We start from the raw sequence: 18,337 nt of genomic DNA, 5'->3' as shown, positions 1-18,337 counted from the left end.
CGCTTATCGGGCCTACGATTCTTTCCAGAACTTTTGCTTACTCGTTTTACCAATACCCGGATTCATACTGTTGGTGGGGTCATTCTCGCGGTAAAAACGGGTTAATGTTTCCGGTGCTTTATACAGATGTCCGACGTTATGCTCTGCCGGATACTGTGCTCCGCGTTCGTGCAGAAGCTCCAGCATCTGCTCTTTCAGCGCATGTGCATCCACGCCTTTTTTCACGATGTAATCCTGATGGAATACATAGCACATAAAGTGACCGTAATAGAGCTTATGTACCAGTTGACTGTCGATTTCTGGCGGTAGATGCTCATACCATTCGGTGTCGTTACGACGCAGTGCGATATCCAGCGCCAGAATATCTTCTACTTCATCGGCATGTACGGCCTGATAACGAATCGCCGCACCAGCCGCCGCAAAGCGATGCAAAAACGCCTTGCTGCCTTCTTCTGGGGTACAGGCAAAGAAGTCGCCTTCAGCGGTTTTGAAATATTCGCTGAGCCAGTTTTGCGCTTCAGCCACGCCGCCACCGGCCATTTTTAACAGCAGGTGATGCTCGTAATTATCGCGCCAGCTTTTCATGCGTGCCGGTAAGTGGCTGGGGAACAAATGACCAAATTTCTGCATTGCCCGGTCGGTGAAATGCGGACGGAAAATTTTCACTTTTTCCAGCATCGCATCGGTGCGACCTTTCAGGGTGAAAAAGAACGGCATTTTGTCGGTGCCGAGCTTGTCGATCATCAGAAACGTATCTTTGCCATATTGCTCGGCGATGTCGTAAATATCGCGGTGCATATATTCACCGGCGACCGGCAGGTGCTCGAATTTTGCCAGAATATGACGGCGGATTTCTGTCAGCACTTCAGGCTGATTAGTACCGATGTAAAAGACCTGCTGATTTTTTTCGGCTTCGAAGGTGTCCAGACGCACGGCGAAAACCGCGAGCTTACCTGCACAACCGGATGATTCAAACAAGCGATCCGGATCGGCGTTATAGCGGGCGGGCGTGTCCGCCTCAATATCTCTGACGCGGGTGACATAGTCGTGATCGTGCGCGTGTCGCGCGTCGTGGCGGACATCGTCATCTTTAATCCGCTCGTCATCAAGTTTGCTCAGGATCTGTTCTGGGGTCTGGCCCAGCTCAATACCCAGATGGTTGACCAGCTGCAATTTACCTTGTTCGTCAATACGCGCAAACAGCGACATCTCGGTATATGCCGGGCCGCGCTGTACCAGCGAGCCGCCGGAGTTGTTGCAAATGCCGCCAATTACCGAAGCGCCAATACAGGATGACCCGATCACAGAATGTGGCTCACGGCCAAACGGTTTGAGCGCCTTTTCCAGCGAATACAACGTTGTACCAGGATAAGCCAGCACTTGTTCGCCTTTGCCGATGACGTGCAGTTTATCCAGGCGCAGGGTGCTGATAATGACAATTTCGCGGTCGTAATCATTTCCGCTCGGCGTAGAGCCTTCGGTCAGGCCGGTATTGGCGGCCTGCATCAGGATAATTTTATCAGCGGCGACGCAAGCATTGAGAACGCGCCACAGCTCTAAAAGCGAGCCGGGGAACACGACGGCGAGCGCTTCGCCCTGGCCGGAGCGGAATCCCTTGCGATAGCGGGCTGTTTTAGCAGGTTCAGTGAGCAGGTGAGAATGACCAACCAGACGGGTCAGTTCATTCAGGAAAGCTTTATTATCTGTTGTAATGGAAGACATTCTCCACTCCTTGTGGTGGGACTCAATATCAGGAACAAGCATAGCGCTTTGTATGACAATACGCTTTCTCATTCATATTGTCTCTGGTTCGTCTTCTAATGATTTGCGCTGGTTTTGAAAATTAGGAGAATAACCTTAGCTTTCTTTATCGCTCCCGTTTAGTCTTACGGCAAACTGCGGTTTTTGTTATATTTTCGCTGCCTCGTCGGGAAAAAATAAAGAGAGAATCAACATGAAATGGCTATGTTCTGTAGGTGTCGCGGTGAGTCTGGCGTTGCAACCAGCGCAGGCGGACACGCTGTTTGGTAACCATCCTCTGACGCCAGAAGCGCGGGATGCATTCGTTACCGATTTACTTAAACAGATGACCGTGGATGAGAAAATTGGGCAACTACGCTTGATAAGCGTCGGGCCTGATAACCCGAAAGAAGCCATCCGCGAGATGATCAAAGACGGGCAGGTTGGGGCAATTTTTAACACCGTCACGCGCCAGGATATCCGCAAAATGCAGGATCAGGTGATGGAACTCAGCCGCCTGAAAATTCCTCTCTTTTTTGCCTACGACGTATTGCACGGCCAACGTACCGTGTTCCCGATAAGTCTCGGCCTGGCGTCCTCTTTTAATCTCGATGCGGTCAGAACCGTTGGCCGTATTTCCGCGTATGAAGCCGCCGATGATGGTCTGAATATGACCTGGGCGCCAATGGTCGATGTCTCTCGCGATCCGCGTTGGGGCCGTGCTTCAGAAGGTTTTGGTGAAGACACGTATTTAACGGCTACGATGGGTAAAACCATGGTTGAAGCGATGCAGGGTAAAAGCCCGGCGGATCGCTATTCGGTGATGACCAGCGTCAAGCACTTCGCCGCTTATGGCGCGGTTGAAGGTGGCAAGGAATATAACACCGTCGATATGAGCCCACAGCGTCTGTTCAACGACTATATGCCGCCGTATAAAGCCGGGCTGGACGCTGGTAGCGGTGCGGTAATGGTAGGACTTAATTCGCTAAACGGTACGCCTGCAACCTCAGATGCATGGCTGCTCAAAGACGTGCTGCGTGATGAATGGGGCTTTAAGGGTATTACCGTTTCCGATCACGGCGCGATTAAGGAACTGATTAAGCACGGTACTGCCTCCGATCCTGAAGATGCGGTGCGTGTGGCGATCAAGTCCGGCATCAATATGAGTATGAGCGATGAGTATTACAGCAAATATCTTCCGGGCTTGATTAAATCCGGCAAAGTGACGATGGCGGAGCTGGATGACGCCGCGCGCCACGTGCTGAACGTGAAATATGATATGGGGCTGTTTAACGACCCGTACAGTCATCTGGGGGCCAAAGAATCTGACCCACAGGACACCAACGCGGAAAGCCGTTTGCACCGTAAAGAGGCGCGTGAAGTAGCGCGAGAAAGCCTGGTGCTGCTGAAAAACCGTCTGGAAACGTTGCCGCTGAAAAAATCCGCCACCGTGGCAGTCGTCGGTCCGTTGGCCGACAGCAAGCGTGATGTGATGGGCAGTTGGTCCGCTGCCGGTGTTGCCGATCAGTCGGTAACGGTACTGACGGGGATTAAAAATGCCGTCGGCGATCAGGGCAAAGTGCTGTACGCCAAAGGGGCGAATATCACCAACGACAAAGGCATTGTCGATTTCCTCAATCTGTATGAAGAGGCGGTGAAGGTTGACCCGCGCTCGCCGCAGGCGATGATCGATGAAGCCGTGAACGCAGCGAAGCAGTCTGACGTGGTGGTTGCGGTAGTCGGCGAAGCGCAAGGTATGGCGCATGAAGCTTCCAGCCGCACCGATATCACTATTCCACAGAGTCAGCGTGACCTGATTGCCGCGCTGAAAGCCACCGGTAAACCTCTGGTTCTGGTACTGATGAACGGACGTCCGCTGGCGTTGGTTAAAGAAGATCAACAGGCCGATGCGATCCTCGAAACCTGGTTTGCCGGGACGGAAGGCGGTAACGCCATCGCCGATGTGCTGTTTGGCGATTACAACCCGTCAGGCAAGCTGCCGATGTCTTTCCCGCGCTCTGTCGGACAGATCCCGGTCTATTACAGCCATCTCAATACCGGTCGCCCGTATAACGCAGATAAGCCGAACAAGTACACGTCGCGCTACTTTGATGAAGCGAATGGTCCGTTGTATCCCTTTGGTTATGGCCTGAGTTACACCACGTTCACGGTTTCTGATGTGAAGCTCTCTTCTCCAACGATGAAGCGTGACGGGACCGTGACGGCCAGCGTGCAGGTGACCAACACCGGCAAGCGCGAAGGTGCGACGGTGATTCAGATGTACTTGCAGGACGTGACCGCTTCCATGAGTCGTCCGGTAAAACAGCTGAAAGGTTTTGAGAAAGTGAATCTTAAGCCGGGTGAAACCCAGACTGTCAGCTTCCCGATTGACATTGACGCGCTGAAGTTCTGGAATCAGCGTATGCAATACGATGCAGAACCTGGCAAATTTAACGTTTTCATCGGCGTGGATTCCGCCAGAGTGAAGCAGGGCGAATTTGAACTGCTGTAATTGATTAGCGAGTAAAGGCCGGGTTTCCGGCCTTTATCTTTAGGTGTATGCGCCGCGTCTGCTTCTTATTTCTCATCACGTTATTGCTAACGAATCCCTCTCTTACTCCCCAATTGCCAGGTTAAGCCCTGATTTTTCGACTATGCTTTTTCCTCAAGTCTCTGAAAAGGGCCGCAAAAGGATGAGGAGTACAGCATGATAATCTCAAAAGTATCGGTGGGTTCGCTGGCGCTGTTAGCTGCGATAAGCCTACCCTTACAGGCCGCGTCACCCGTCACGGTCGGTTCAAAAATAGATACCGAAGGGGCGCTGCTCGGCAACATTATTTTGCAGGTGCTCGAAAGCCATGGCGTGAAAACCGTCAATAAAATACAGCTTGGTACCACCCCAGTGGTGCGTGGGGCAATCACCTCCGGTGAGCTGGATATTTATCCGGAATATACCGGTAATGGCGCATTCTTTTTTAAAGATGAAAATGATCCCGCGTGGAAAAATGCGCAGGCTGGATTCGACAAAGTGAAAAAGCTGGATGCAGAGCAAAATAAGCTGGTCTGGCTAACCCCTGCACCCGCCAACAACACCTGGACCATTGCAGTACGCCAGGATGTTGCGCAAAAGAACAAACTTGAGTCCCTTGCTGATTTAGGCCGTTACCTGAAGGACGGAGGAACGTTCAAACTTGCCGCCTCTGCTGAATTTATCGAACGGGCTGACGCGCTGCCTGCGTTTGAAAAAGCTTATGATTTCAAACTGAATCAAAATCAGCTGTTGTCGCTGGCTGGGGGAGATACCGCGGTGACGATTAAAGCGGCGGCGCAGCAGACCTCCGGAGTCAATGCGGCGATGGCTTATGGCACCGATGGCCCGGTTGCGGCGCTCGGTCTGCAAACTTTAAGCGATCCAAAAGGTGTCCAGCCCATTTATGCGCCAGCACCCGTCGTACGTGAGTCGGTGCTAAAAGACTATCCGCAAATGGGAGAGTGGCTGCAACCGGTATTTGCCAGCCTGGATGAAAAAACGTTGCAACAACTGAATGCCAGCATTGCCGTGGAGGGACTGGATGCGAAAAAAGTCGCAGCAGATTACCTGAAGCAAAAAGGATGGGTGAAGTAACGGCGTTTGCAGCGGGTGGGTGTTTTGTCGAATATTTCAGTCAATCGGGTGCTGTTGTTGCTGGTGCTTCTTACTTTCGCGTCGGCAGCGCTGCCTTTCATTAGCTATGCACCTAATCGTCTGGTGTCTGGCGAAGGTCGTCAACTCTGGGATATCAGCTCCGACACGGCATGGGGATTGGCGGTGGCCTGTTTGCTGCTATGTCTTCTGAGCGTTGTACCGGGAAAGCCCGGCAATATATTGGCGCTTATCGTTTGCCAACTGTTGGTGATCGCCGCGCTGGTAACCGCAGGTACAACGGCAACGTATCTGGCGAAGACAGGGACTCCGCTGGCCAGAACCAGTCTGGGCAGTGGATTCTGGTTGGGACTGGGACTGATGCTGCTGGCCGCAAGTGACGCCATTCGTCGCATCACCGCTCAGGCACTGTGGCGTTGGGCGCTGCATGCTCAAATATTCATTGTGCCGCTGGTGCTTTTGTTCTCCGGCACGTTTAACGATCTTTCCCTGCTTAAAGAATATGCCAACCGCCAGGATGTCTTCAACGACGCCCTGGCGCAACATTTGACGATTCTGTTCGCTACCGTGGTGCCCGCGCTGCTCATTGGTGTGCCACTGGGCATCTGGTGTGCTTTCTCTGTCGCCCGTCAGGGGCCGGTTTTTGCGGCACTGAATATCATCCAAACCATTCCTTCAGTCGCGCTGTTTGGCCTGTTAATTGCGCCACTTGCCGGGTTGGTGAAGCACTTTCCTTTATTGGGCAAGTTCGGCGTCGCGGGAACTGGTATGACGCCTGCGCTTATTGCGTTGGTGCTGTATGCGTTGTTACCGCTTGTACGTGGCGTTGTGGCTGGGTTGAATCAGGTTCCGCGCGATGTGCTGGAAAGCGCCCGGGCTATGGGGATGAGCGCGCGTCAACGGTTTATCTCGGTGCAATTTCCCCTGGCGCTGCCTGTCTTCTTACGCAGTTTGCGCGTGGTGATGGTGCAAACCGTGGGAATGGCGGTGATTGCTGCGCTGATTGGCGCAGGGGGATTTGGCGCGCTGGTCTTTCAGGGATTGCTCAGTAGCGCCGTCGATTTAGTGCTGTTGGGCGTGATCCCGGTCGTTGTGCTGGCAGTGTTGATTGATGCGCTGTTTGATTTAGGTCTCGCGCTGCTAAAGGTATCGAATAATGATTGAATTTCGCCAGGTCAGTAAAACCTATGGTCAGCAAAAAGCCGTTGATGACCTTAACCTGCAGTTAGGGGAGGGCAGCTTTTCGGTGCTAATCGGCACGTCAGGTTCGGGGAAGTCCACCACGCTAAAGATGATCAATCGGCTGGTTGAACACGACAGCGGGCAGATCCGCTTTGCCGGAGAAGAAATTCGTAGCCTGCCGGTGCTGGAGCTACGACGGCGCATGGGGTACGCGATTCAGTCTATTGGCTTGTTTCCCCACTGGACCGTCGCGCAGAACATCGCCACCGTACCGCAACTGCAAAAGTGGTCGCGCTCACGTATTGATGACCGAACAGATGAACTGATGGCTCTGCTGGGCCTTGAGGCGAGTTTGCGCCACCGTTATCCGCATCAGCTTTCCGGCGGACAGCAGCAGCGGGTCGGGGTTGCGCGTGCGTTGGCGGCGGATCCGCAGGTGCTATTGATGGATGAGCCTTTTGGCGCGCTGGACCCGGTCACTCGTGGTGCGCTGCAGCAGGAGATGACGCGTATTCACCGTCTGCTCGGGCGTACCATTGTGCTGGTGACGCATGATATCGACGAGGCGCTAAGACTGGCGGAGCATCTGGTGCTGATGGATGCAGGAAAGGTCGTGCAGCAAGGCACGCCGCTGTCGATGCTCACCGCGCCAGCGAATGATTTCGTACAAACCTTTTTTGGCCGCAGTGAACTGGGCGTACGGCTGTTGTCGCTGCGTACGGTAGGCGATTTTATTCGTCGCGGAGAACACTCAGACGGCGAGCCGCTGGTGGATGAGATGACGCTTCGTGATGCGTTATCGGTGTTCGTGGCGCGCGGTTGCGACGTTTTACCTGTCGTGACGCTGCAGGGGGTACCCTGCGGAACGCTCCATTTTCGCGATTTGCTTTCGGAGATGCCGACCCGTGAAACGTCTTGCTGATCCACTGCTGTGGCTTGTTACGTTGTTTCTGATCCTGTTGGTTGGATTGCCTCACAGTCAGACCCTGTTTAGTTCGCTGTTTCCTGAGCTGCCACGTCCCGTGTATCAGCAGGAAAGTTTTACGGCGCTGGCTTTGAGCCATTTTACACTGGTGGGGATCTCAAGCCTTATCGCCGTATTGATTGGCGTTGGGGCGGGAATTGCGGTAACCCGGCCCTGGGGCGCGGAATTCAGGCCGATAGTGGAAACGATTGCCGCCGTGGGGCAGACCTTTCCGCCAGTTGCAGTGTTGGCGATCGCCGTACCAGTGATGGGGTTTGGTCCTGAACCGGCAATTATTGCGCTGATCCTGTATGGGGTATTACCGATCTTGCAGGCAACCCTGGCGGGACTCGGCGGTATTTCTCCCAGCGTGATTGAGGTAGCCAGCGGAATGGGCATGAGTCAGGGGCAGCGGCTGCGTAAAGTAGAGTTACCGCTGGCGGCCCCGGTTATTCTGGCCGGGATTCGCACGTCGGTGATTATTAATATAGGCACCGCAACCATCGCCTCAACCGTTGGAGCGAACACGCTGGGTACGCCGATTATTATCGGGCTGAGTGGGTTCAATACCGCCTATGTAATTCAGGGGGCGCTGTTGGTCGCGCTGGCAGCGGTAATTGTTGACCGCGGTTTTGAGAAATTAGCGAGACATCTTACCCGGCACGTAAAATAAAGGTATAACCTGCCAGCATGACACCGCCGATACCGCCGATGGCCATCAGCAGGAAGAGGGTAATGACACCGATTTTAGCTGCGCTCATTATGCACTCCTTATGTGAATTCAAGGATTGTACACGTTTGTTAATAGAATATTAAATACCGAGTGGATAAATATCGTGACCCAACGCGCGCCATTCATTTAGCTGTTGTTGCTGAGCGGGCGTTTGGTTCTCGCCGCACCAGACAAGCAAGGTGCGACCTTCAAACAGCTCCGGTCGCAGTTGGTTCAGCGAATGGGCAAGGACGTCAATGCGCCACCCCTGCTGGCTGGCGACCCAACCTTCCAGCCATAAGCGGGTCGTATCCTGAATGTTCCAGCCAACCACCAGAGCATCTTTGCCCTGTTTCTTGCGTGCTGAGGCAAGACAAATCGCGATGTAGTTGATCAGTACGCCGTCGAGGATCCCCAGTAACGCCTGGAGGATCGGCTGCTGACATTGCAGACGTCGGCGTAACGGAATGAATAAATGGGTGTTGAGCGTTTGTGCGGGATAATCCTGACCACGCTCTTTGATCCACAGTCTGAGGCTATGCAGATTATTACTTTGCAAATAGCTCAACAGCGTCTCTTGTTGTTCACGCCAACCGTTATGCACATCAATGCTCTCATTGCTGAGCAACATTTTAACCTTGCTGACCTGGACACCGTTGTTGATCCAGCGTTTTATCTCACGGATCCGATCGATATCCGCGTCGTTAAACAGGCGATGTCCGCCGTCTGTCCGTTGCGGTTTCAGTAATCCGTAACGCCTCTGCCACGCACGTAAAGTGACAGGGTTGATATCACAAAGCAAAGCCACTTCACCTATTGTGTAAAGCGCCATCGTCGTCTCACTTATGCTTGCGAGGTCCCAGTTTTACTTTAGACGCTCTTTTGCGAACCAGGTAGTTTTGTCTGTTTTTTGATCAATGAATGGGTGAGTTTGTAGTCATGATCGCGCTTTCGAGTGATCGTTCTCACAAATTCCTTTTTTTTTGCAACACTTCAAAGAAAGTTACGCGCAGCCCATGTATGTTACGCGCTTTTAAGAGATGTGTGGTTGGCGGGTATGTACGAGTTTAATCTGGTGTTGCTGCTGCTTCAGCAGATGTGCGTGTTTCTCGTTATCGCGTGGCTCATGAGCAAAACGCGTTTGTTTATTCCGCTGATGCAGGTGACTATCCGGCTGCCGCACAAACTGCTTTGCTACGTTACCTTTTCCATTTTCTGCATTTTGGGCACCTATTTCGGGCTGCACATTGATGACTCCATTGCGAATACTCGCGCTATTGGTGCGGTAATGGGCGGGCTGCTTGGCGGCCCTGTGGTTGGCGGCTTAGTCGGTCTGACCGGTGGTTTACATCGTTATTCAATGGGCGGCATGACGGCGCTTAGCTGCATGATCTCGACCATTGTGGAAGGGTTGCTCGGTGGACTGGTGCACAGCGTGCTCACCCGTCGTGGTCGTACCGATAAAGTATTCAGCCCGCTGACGGCGGGCGCCATTACCTTTGTTGCTGAACTGGTGCAGATGTTGATCATCTTATTGATCGCCAGGCCGTTTGATGATGCCTATCGACTGGTCAGCAATATTGCCGCGCCTATGATGGTGACCAATACCGTCGGCGCCGCCTTATTTATGCGTATTTTGCTCGATAAACGGGCGATGTTTGAAAAATATACCTCCGCTTTTTCCGCCACCGCGCTCAAAGTTGCCGCTTCAACGGAAGGGATTTTGCGCCAGGGGTTCAACGAGGTTAACAGCATGAAGGTTGCTCAGGTGCTGTATGAAGAGCTGGATATCGGGGCCGTGGCGATTACCGATCGTGAGAAACTGTTGGCATTTACCGGTATTGGTGACGACCATCATCTGCCGGGCAAACCTATCTCTTCCTCGTACACCCAGCGGGCGATTGAAACCGGTGAGGTGGTTTATGCCGACGGCAATGAAGTCCCTTATCGCTGCTCTTTGCATCCGCAATGCAAATTAGGTTCGACGTTGGTGATCCCCTTGCGGGGTGAAAACCAGCGGGTGATGGGGACCATCAAACTGTATGAAGCCAAAAACCGCCTCTTTAGCTCAATCAACCGCACGCTGGGGGAAGGGATCGCCCAACTGCTTTCGGCGCAGATTCTGGCCGGGCAGTATGAGCGGCAAAAAGCGATGCTCACGCAGTCGGAAATAAAACTCCTGCACGCCCAGGTCAATCCCCATTTTCTGTTTAATGCGCTCAACACCATCAAAGCTGTGATCCGACGTGATAGCGAGCAGGCCAGCCAACTGGTGCAGTATCTGTCGACGTTCTTTCGTAAAAATTTAAAACGCCCGTCGGAAATTGTGACGCTGGCCGATGAAATTGAACACGTTAATGCTTATCTGCAAATTGAAAAGGCCCGGTTCCAATCGCGTCTTCAGGTGACTTTGACGGTGCCAGAAGAACTTTCGCATCAGCAATTACCCGCCTTTACTCTGCAACCCATCGTGGAGAATGCCATCAAACACGGTACTTCTCAGTTGCTGGATACCGGTGAAGTATCGATTACCGCCCGTCGAGAAGGGCAATATCTGATGCTGGATATCGAAGACAATGCCGGGCTGTATCAGCCAACGTCAGAAGCCAGTGGACTGGGTATGAATCTGGTCGATAAACGACTGCGCGAGCGGTTTGGCGATGATTTTGGCATCAGTGTAGCGTGTGAACCTGACCGCTTTACCCGAATCACTTTACGACTTCCTCTGGAGGAACTGGCATGATCAAAGTGCTAATTGTCGATGACGAACCGTTAGCCCGGGAAAATCTGCGGATCCTGTTGCAGGAGCAAAGCGACATCGAGATTGTCGGCGAATGTTCGAATGCGGTGGAAGCCATTGGCGCGGTACATAAATTGCGTCCGGATGTTCTGTTCCTTGATATTCAGATGCCGCGAATCAGCGGCCTGGAAATGGTTGGCATGCTTGATCCCGAGCATCGTCCGTACATTGTTTTTCTGACCGCCTTTGATGAGTATGCGGTGAAAGCCTTTGAAGAACATGCGTTTGATTATCTGCTCAAACCGATCGAAGAAGCTCGACTGGAAAAAACGCTGATCCGTTTGCGTCAGGAGCGCACGAAGCAGGATGTATCACTCCTGCCAGAAAATCAGCAGGCGCTGAAGTTTATTCCGTGCAGCGGCCACAGCCGAATTTATTTGCTGCAAATGGATGACGTGGCGTTTATCAGCAGCCGTATGAGTGGCGTATATGTGACCAGCAGTGATGGTAAAGAAGGCTTCACTGAGCTGACGCTCAGGACGCTGGAGAGCCGTACTCCTCTGCTGCGTTGTCATAGACAATATCTGGTAAATATGGCGCAATTGCAGGAGATCCGTCTGGAAGACAACGGCCAGGCGGAACTGATTTTGCGTAACGGGCTGACCGTTCCGGTGAGCCGTCGTTATCTTAAAAGTCTAAAAGAGGCGATTGGGCTGTAAAACTGATACACTGCGCGCCATTGCATCACCGACTGTTGAAGGCTCTATGCTAAGTAACGATATTCTTCGTAGCCTGCGCTACACCCTGAAAGCGAACAATAACGACATGGTGCGTATTCTTGCGCTTGCTGACATGGAATCCATCTCCGCAAGTTTCGATACCTGGACGACAAAAGAAGATGAAGACGGGTTTGTTCGCTGCCCGGATATCATTCTCTCCGGTTTTTTAAACGGTCTGATTTATCATCTGCGTGGTAAAGATGATTCTGCACCGGAACTGGCGCTTGAGCGTCGTGTTAACAACAATACGGTGCTGAAAAAACTGCGTATCGCTTTTTCACTGAAAACCGATGATATTCTGGCAATTATGACCGAGCAGAAATTCCGTGTGTCGATGCCGGAAATTACCGCCATGATGCGCGCACCGGACCATAAGAATTATCGCGAATGCGGCGATCAGTTCCTGCGTTATTTTCTGCGTGGTTTAACGTCGCGAGAGCATAAAAAGAAAGCGTAAAGCTGCGCTGGCGACCACGATCAAAATCGGGTCGCCGATGCTTTACTTCACTTCTTTAAAACCCGCCGATTCCATTACCGTTTGCATTTGCTTCATGCTGATGTTTTTATCGGCGTTTTCAGATAGTTTCATCCCTGAAATGGCCTGCAACGCTTTTATATCAACTTTTTCCATATCGATAGTGACATTTTCTTGCGCGTAGGTATCTGAATAGGTGAGTTTTTCTTCTATGCCAGTAATGTTTTGATATTTGGCGCTTAATGCGTCGAATACTTTTGCTGCTTCTTCTTTATTGCTGGCACCGACTGACGCATAGCTGATTTTACTTTCAGAGATTTGCTTCAGGACCTTATCACCTTTATAGGTGTAAGAGACAGTGATATCCGAACCGTTGAGGTTGGCATTAAATGTTTTTGTCTCTACTTTATCACCGCATCCTGCCAGGGAAAAAACCACAACCGATACCACGGCGAGAGAGAAAAATTTTTGTAACGCTTTCATGTAAAACTCCATTTCATGAATATCGGATGTTAAACAATAATCTCCACTAATCTGGTAAGCCCGGACTACCTTGATCCCAGAGCAGTATAGAATAAATCTAATATTAACAACTGAGCAGTCCGAAAATGGAGCAAGGGTTAAGATTAGAGGAAGCACTCACGTAGCAAAAAAAAGCGCTGCGGTTGCAGCGCTTGAGATACTTGACTTACTTCACCTGTTGGCCCGGTTTTGCACCTTCATCCGGGCTTAACAGGAAGATATCTTTCCCGCCAGGACCTGCGGCCATTACCATCCCTTCAGAAATGCCGAAGCGCATCTTACGAGGAGCCAGGTTAGCAACCATAATGGTCTGGCGGCCAATCAGGGTTTGTGGATCCGGATACGCAGAACGAATACCAGAGAAGACGTTTCGTTTCTCACCACCGAGATCCAGCGTCAGACGCAGCAGTTTGTCGGAACCTTCCACGAATTCGGCGTTTTCAATCAGCGCTACGCGCAGGTCAACTTTGGCGAAATCGTCAAAGGTGATGGTTTCCTGAATCGGGTCATCCGCCAGCGGACCGGTTACTGGTGCGGCAGCGGCTTTCACTTCTTCTTTCGACGCTTCCACCAGCGCTTCAACTTGTTTCATGTCGATGCGATTGTACAGCGCTTTAAAGGTGTTGACCTTGTGACCGAGCAGTGGCTGCTCAATGGCATCCCAGCTCAGTTCGCAGTTAAGGAACGCTTCCACACGTTCAGCAAGCGTTGGCAGAACCGGCTTCAGGTAAGTCATCAGCACACGGAACAGGTTAATGCCCATGGAGCAAATTGCCTGCAGGTCGGCATCGCGGCCTTCCTGTTTAGCCACAACCCACGGTGCTTGTTCGTCAACGTAGCGGTTTGCCACGTCGGCCAACGCCATGATTTCACGAATAGCTTTACCAAATTCACGGCTTTCCCATGCTTCGCCGATCGCTGCTGCGGCGTCGGTGAAGGTTTTATACAGCGCCGGGTCGGCCAGCTCAGTCGCCAGAATGCCGTCAAAACGCTTAGCAATAAAGCCTGCATTACGGGATGCCAGGTTGACTACTTTGTTGACGATATCGGCATTAACGCGCTGGACAAAGTCCTCCAGGTTCAGGTCGATGTCATCAATACGTGAAGATAGTTTCGCCGTGTAGTAATAGCGCAGACTGTCGGCATCGAAGTGCTTCAGCCAGGTGCTTGCCTTAATGAAGGTGCCACGAGATTTAGACATCTTCGCGCCGTTCACCGTCACATAACCGTGGACGAATAGGTTGGTCGGCTTACGGAAGTTACTGCCTTCCAGCATGGCAGGCCAGAACAGGCTGTGGAAGTAAACGATATCTTTACCGATGAAGTGATACAGCTCGGCGTCGGAATCTTTCTTCCAGTATTCATCAAAGCTGGTGGTGTCACCGCGCTTATCGCACAGGTTTTTGAATGAACCCATATAGCCAATTGGCGCGTCCAGCCAGACGTAGAAGTACTTGCCAGGCGCATTCGGGATTTCAAAACCGAAGTACGGGGAATCGCGGGAAATATCCCACTGTTGCAGGCCGGATTCGAACCATTCCTGCATTTTGTTGGCGACCTGCTCCTGTAACGCGCCGCTGCGCGTCCACGCCTGCAGCATTTCGCTGAATGACGGCAGGTCAAAGAAGAAGTGTTCGGAGTCACGCATCACCGGCGTCGCGCCAGACACAACGGATTTCGGCTCGATAAGTTCGGTCGGGCTGTAGGTTGCGCCGCAGACTTCACAGTTATCGCCGTACTGATCCGGAGACTTACATTTCGGGCAGGTGCCTTTAACAAAACGGTCCGGCAGGAACATGCCTTTTTCCGGATCGTAAAGCTGGGAGATTGTACGGTTCTTAATAAAACCGTTTTCCTTCAGGCGCGTGTAAATCAGCTCAGACAGCTCACGGTTCTCTTCGCTGTGCGTCGAGTGGTAGTTGTCATAGCTGATGTCAAAACCTGCAAAATCAGTCTGATGCTCCTGACTCATTTCACCGATCATCTGCTCTGGCGTGATCCCAAGCTGCTGTGCTTTCAGCATGATTGGCGTACCGTGTGCGTCGTCCGCGCAGATGAAGTTAACCTGGTGGCCGCGCATTCGCTGGTAACGGACCCAGACATCAGCCTGGATGTGCTCCAGCATATGGCCGAGGTGGATTGAGCCGTTGGCGTACGGCAGCGCGCACGTTACCAGAATTTTCTTCGCGACTTGAGTCATAGTGGGCAATTACTTCTTTTGTAGTGAAAAGGGCTTTGATAGTACCAAAATGGTAATTACTGCGCCAAGCGATAAGGGCATTTATCCGTAAATGAATAATTGTTGCGGTTGGAGTAAACTACTTGGCGACTATTGTATATTCAGAACAACAAAAAGGAGTCGGGATGAACGCACAATCCCAGGCCAAATCACCAGAGACCCTGCGCGCCATGGTTGCCGGGACGCTGGCGAATTTTCAGCATTCAACCCTGAAGCATAATCTGACGACGCTTAAAGCGTTGCACCACGTCGCCTGGATGGATGACACGTTGCACGTTGAGCTGGTCATGCCGTTCGTTTGGCATAGCGCGTTTGAGGACTTAAAAGAGCAATGTAGCGCCGATCTGCTGCGTATTACCGGCGCGAAAGCGATCGACTGGAAACTGTCGCATAACATCGCGACGCTGAAACGCGTGAAAAATCAGCCAGGTATTAATGGTGTGAAAAACATCATCGCCGTCAGTTCAGGTAAAGGTGGCGTGGGTAAATCCTCTACCGCCGTGAACCTGGCGCTGGCGCTGGCTGCAGAAGGGGCGAAGGTGGGGATTCTGGACGCCGATATTTATGGTCCGTCTATCCCGACAATGCTTGGCGCGGAAAACCAGCGTCCAACCTCGCCAGATGGTACCCACATGGCGCCGATCATGTCTCATGGTCTGGCAACGAACTCCATTGGTTATCTGGTCACTGATGATAACGCGATGGTGTGGCGCGGCCCGATGGCCAGTAAAGCGCTGTTGCAGATGTTGCAGGAAACCTTATGGCCGGATCTTGATTATCTGGTACTGGATATGCCGCCGGGCACTGGTGACATCCAGTTGACGCTGGCGCAGAACATTCCGGTAACGGGCGCGGTTGTTGTCACTACGCCGCAGGACATCGCGCTGATCGATGCGAAAAAAGGCATTGTGATGTTCGAAAAAGTCGAAGTGCCGGTATTGGGTATTGTTGAGAATATGAGTATGCATATTTGCAGCAATTGTGGCCATCATGAGCCAATCTTTGGCACCGGTGGCGCGCAGAAACTGGCCGAGCAGTACCACACCCAACTGCTGGGACAAATGCCGCTGCATATTTCTCTGCGTGAAGACCTCGATCGCGGTACGCCGACGGTTATCAGCCGTCCAGACAGCGAATTTACCGCCATTTACCGCGACCTTGCAGGGCGTGTGGCGGCACAGCTGTATTGGCAGGGAGAAGTTATTCCGGGCGAGATTGCTTTCCGCGCGGTGTAATTTATAGCGTTACAGATATTCACCGCATTAATGTATTATTGATGCGGTGAATATATTAAATTTAAAAATATTACGATATTGTTCATTCTGCGTTTATAATTCATACCTTTTTCCGAATAAATCATCTCAATGCATCATTGTAATTGATCAAATCTATCTCATTAATCTACAATTTCAATTGGATTGAACAGCGCGTTTTTCCCGTATTACGCTGACAGGCCATCTGCATGTTATTTGATGTTAACCACAGAGGTGACGATAAAAATGAAAATTAGCTCGCTGATGGGAACTATCATTCTGACTTATGGAATAAGTGCATCTGCGTTTGCTTCCGATACCGCGACCTTAACAATCAGTGGACGAGTAACCGAACCAACCTGTAGTACCGATGTTGTGAATAACGACGTGCAACAGCGGTGTGGCAAGACACTTCATTTTTCAAATGTTAACGATGTTGCTTCTTCACCTGCGCGCGGGGTGGTGACGGAAATGGTTACTGTCCCTGGCGATACCACGCGACAGATCGTACTCAATCGCTACGATTAAAAAGAACGCCTTTATTAACCACATATCATTTTAATGAATGATATGTGGTTTTTTTATGCATAGAATAAATCATTCCTGGCAGTTAATTGCATAGATTTATTAATTCTGAAAATAATACAAATCCTGATTTATTTGTTGCATGTATATTGCGATTTGTAACTTGTTTTAAATCAATAAAACAACGTGTTTACATTGCGGCAACGTTTCAGCTGTGAGAATTTCTTTTCAAGAGATAACTGCTCTTAACAAATCGAAATTAATTCATTAGGGAAGATATTATGAAACGTTCAATTATTTCTGCTGCTGTTCTGTCTGTTGTATTTATGAGCGCTGGGGCTTTTGCTGCTGATACCGATCAGGGTGAATTAATTATTACGGGTAAGGTGGTTGGAACTACCTGTAAATTTACTGGTGATTCCACCGCGACTATTGGTATGAACCAAATTGGTGCTGACAGATTAAATGCTTTGAGTGCTGGTGGTGTTTATGATGGTTACACAAATAAAACTACTGTACCACTGACAGTAGAGTGTACGGGGACTGAAGCACCGAAAATTACTTTTTCCAGTTCTCAATTCGATAGCACGAATAAATACATTACACGAAATACTGCCTCGAATAACGGTGCTGGTTTTGCAGTCTATTATGGTAATGAACAGGTTAATCCTGAGTCTGGTATTCAGTTAACCAAAACAGCCGACAATAAATATGTTCTGGACTTTAGTGCGCGTTATGCGAAAGTTGGAACTGGTATTGTCGAGAGTGGTGATGTTGCCTCTTCGCTTACGATGACCGTAGTTACTGATTAAGATTACTATCCTGTTTGTCGGCGGCTGCGGCCGCCGATTATTTCTGTAGTAAGGATAATTATAATGAAAAAGATATTAGCATTATTTTTGGCTGGCACAGTATTGCCTGCGTGGGGTGGGATTTATATTTACGGTACGCGTATCATTTATCCGGCGCAGAAAAAAGAGATTACCGTGCAGTTAATGAATGAAGGCAATCGCAGTGCACTCGTCCAGTCGTGGATTGATGATGGTGACACCGACCTGCCGCCGGAGAAAATTCAGGTACCGTTTGTGATGACACCGCCGGTGGCAAAGGTGAGCGGTGGTTCTGGCCAACAGCTGAAAATTAAGCTGTTGCCAAATACGTTGCCGAAAGATCGCGAAAGTTTATTCTTCCTTAACGTGCTGGATATCCCACCGAACTCTGCGGATTCCGAAGGTAAGAACATCATTAAATTTGCGATGCAAAACCGTATTAAATTTATTTATCGCCCGCAGGGAATTGCCGGCGTTGATAAAAGTAGCTTTACCCAACTGAACATCAGGAATAGTGGTAGCGGTATTACAATCAAGAATAATTCGGCTAACTGGATAACTATCCCTGAGCTTAGCGGTAAAGCGAAACTTAATAAAGAAACTATGCTGTTGGCACCGTGGTCAGAAAAAATGCTGAGCACTGCTGCTATTGTGAGTCATTACAATGTTACGCTTATTGATGATCACGGCAATTATTTGAGTGAGAAAATCAAAGCTGAAAAATAGCTCAAGG

17 protein-coding genes are annotated in these 18,337 nt (G+C 50.8%); 12 read left to right on the top strand and 5 right to left on the bottom strand.

Annotation, left to right across the window (positions count from 1 at the left end):
* Positions 1–12 precede the first annotated feature (12 nt).
* Positions 13–1,722, bottom strand: coding sequence for a D-lactate dehydrogenase (gene dld, locus OGV74_RS14260; protein WP_286520995.1), 1,710 nt, complete (start codon positions 1,720–1,722; stop codon positions 13–15).
* Between the two features lie 232 nt (positions 1,723–1,954).
* Between dld and bglX the strand changes: the two genes are divergently transcribed.
* The 5 genes from bglX (at position 1,955) to OGV74_RS14235 (ending at position 8,202) form a co-directional block, all read left to right on the top strand.
* A complete protein-coding gene (gene bglX, locus OGV74_RS14255; protein ID WP_049015356.1) occupies positions 1,955–4,252 on the top strand; it encodes a beta-glucosidase BglX in 2,298 nt (765 codons plus the stop codon).
* 195 nt (positions 4,253–4,447) lie between these two features.
* Positions 4,448–5,365: a glycine betaine ABC transporter substrate-binding protein OsmF gene (gene osmF / locus OGV74_RS14250; RefSeq protein WP_003840148.1), complete on the top strand. Its 918-nt coding sequence runs from the start codon at positions 4,448–4,450 to the stop codon at positions 5,363–5,365.
* 15 nt (positions 5,366–5,380) lie between these two features.
* Positions 5,381–6,547 (top strand): ABC transporter permease, encoded by a 1,167-nt coding sequence (locus OGV74_RS14245; protein WP_086504339.1) that lies wholly within the window; start codon positions 5,381–5,383, stop codon positions 6,545–6,547.
* A complete protein-coding gene (locus OGV74_RS14240; RefSeq protein WP_046670058.1) occupies positions 6,540–7,487 on the top strand; it encodes an ABC transporter ATP-binding protein in 948 nt (315 codons plus the stop codon). The genes OGV74_RS14245 and OGV74_RS14240 overlap by 8 nt, the downstream gene beginning before the upstream one ends.
* Complete coding sequence (locus OGV74_RS14235) at positions 7,471–8,202, top strand: ABC transporter permease (protein WP_003840153.1); 732 nt, start codon at positions 7,471–7,473, stop codon at positions 8,200–8,202. Before OGV74_RS14240 ends, OGV74_RS14235 begins: the two co-directional genes overlap by 17 nt.
* Here OGV74_RS14235 and OGV74_RS14230 read toward each other — a convergent pair.
* Positions 8,183–8,290, bottom strand: coding sequence for a protein YohO (locus tag OGV74_RS14230; protein WP_003027354.1), 108 nt, complete (start codon positions 8,288–8,290; stop codon positions 8,183–8,185). The two genes, OGV74_RS14235 and OGV74_RS14230, sit on opposite strands and share 20 nt — an antisense overlap.
* A 51-nt stretch (positions 8,291–8,341) precedes the next feature.
* Positions 8,342–9,073, bottom strand: a complete 732-nt coding sequence (gene mlrA, locus OGV74_RS14225; protein ID WP_003027351.1) for an HTH-type transcriptional regulator MlrA — start codon at positions 9,071–9,073, stop codon at positions 8,342–8,344.
* Between the two features lie 225 nt (positions 9,074–9,298).
* On the opposite strand from mlrA, the gene OGV74_RS14220 reads away from it, so the two are divergent.
* The 3 genes from OGV74_RS14220 to OGV74_RS14210 are packed head-to-tail and all read left to right on the top strand — an operon-like array spanning position 9,299 to position 12,217.
* Entirely contained in the window at positions 9,299–10,984 is a 1,686-nt protein-coding gene (locus OGV74_RS14220; protein WP_003027348.1) for a sensor histidine kinase, read from the top strand.
* Entirely contained in the window at positions 10,981–11,700 is a 720-nt protein-coding gene (gene btsR / locus OGV74_RS14215; protein ID WP_003840155.1) for a two-component system response regulator BtsR, read from the top strand. The genes OGV74_RS14220 and btsR overlap by 4 nt, the downstream gene beginning before the upstream one ends.
* 46 nt (positions 11,701–11,746) lie before the next feature.
* Positions 11,747–12,217, top strand: coding sequence for a YehS family protein (locus OGV74_RS14210; RefSeq protein WP_286520990.1), 471 nt, complete (start codon positions 11,747–11,749; stop codon positions 12,215–12,217).
* A 42-nt stretch (positions 12,218–12,259) separates the two neighbouring features.
* Here OGV74_RS14210 and OGV74_RS14205 read toward each other — a convergent pair whose 3' ends face one another.
* Both OGV74_RS14205 and metG read right to left on the bottom strand, forming a co-directional pair.
* Positions 12,260–12,718, bottom strand: a complete 459-nt coding sequence (locus OGV74_RS14205; RefSeq protein WP_071697500.1) for a YehR family lipoprotein — start codon at positions 12,716–12,718, stop codon at positions 12,260–12,262.
* Between the two features lie 205 nt (positions 12,719–12,923).
* Positions 12,924–14,957, bottom strand: a complete 2,034-nt coding sequence (gene metG, locus OGV74_RS14200) for a methionine--tRNA ligase (RefSeq protein ID WP_003027344.1) — start codon at positions 14,955–14,957, stop codon at positions 12,924–12,926.
* Positions 14,958–15,121: 164 nt separating this feature from the next.
* Between metG and apbC the strand changes: the two genes are divergently transcribed.
* From apbC to OGV74_RS14180, 4 genes are all read left to right on the top strand, one after another.
* Positions 15,122–16,231: an iron-sulfur cluster carrier protein ApbC gene (apbC, locus tag OGV74_RS14195; RefSeq protein WP_003027343.1), complete on the top strand. Its 1,110-nt coding sequence runs from the start codon at positions 15,122–15,124 to the stop codon at positions 16,229–16,231.
* 264 nt (positions 16,232–16,495) lie between these two features.
* A complete protein-coding gene (locus OGV74_RS14190; protein ID WP_071697502.1) occupies positions 16,496–16,777 on the top strand; it encodes a DUF2574 family protein in 282 nt (93 codons plus the stop codon).
* Between the two features lie 278 nt (positions 16,778–17,055).
* Entirely contained in the window at positions 17,056–17,586 is a 531-nt protein-coding gene (yehD, locus tag OGV74_RS14185) for a fimbrial protein YehD (RefSeq protein WP_003844375.1), read from the top strand.
* A gap of 63 nt (positions 17,587–17,649) precedes the next feature.
* On the top strand, positions 17,650–18,330 hold the full coding sequence (locus OGV74_RS14180; RefSeq protein ID WP_071697503.1) for a fimbrial assembly chaperone: 681 nt from the start codon (positions 17,650–17,652) through the stop codon (positions 18,328–18,330).
* Positions 18,331–18,337: the final 7 nt, after the last annotated feature.

The organism is Citrobacter sp. Cf116 (assembly GCF_030336505.1).
Classification (GTDB): Bacteria; Pseudomonadota; Gammaproteobacteria; order Enterobacterales; family Enterobacteriaceae; genus Citrobacter; species Citrobacter freundii.
Note: the sequence above shows the minus strand (reverse complement) of the source record. Positions and strands in the feature narration are given on the sequence as shown.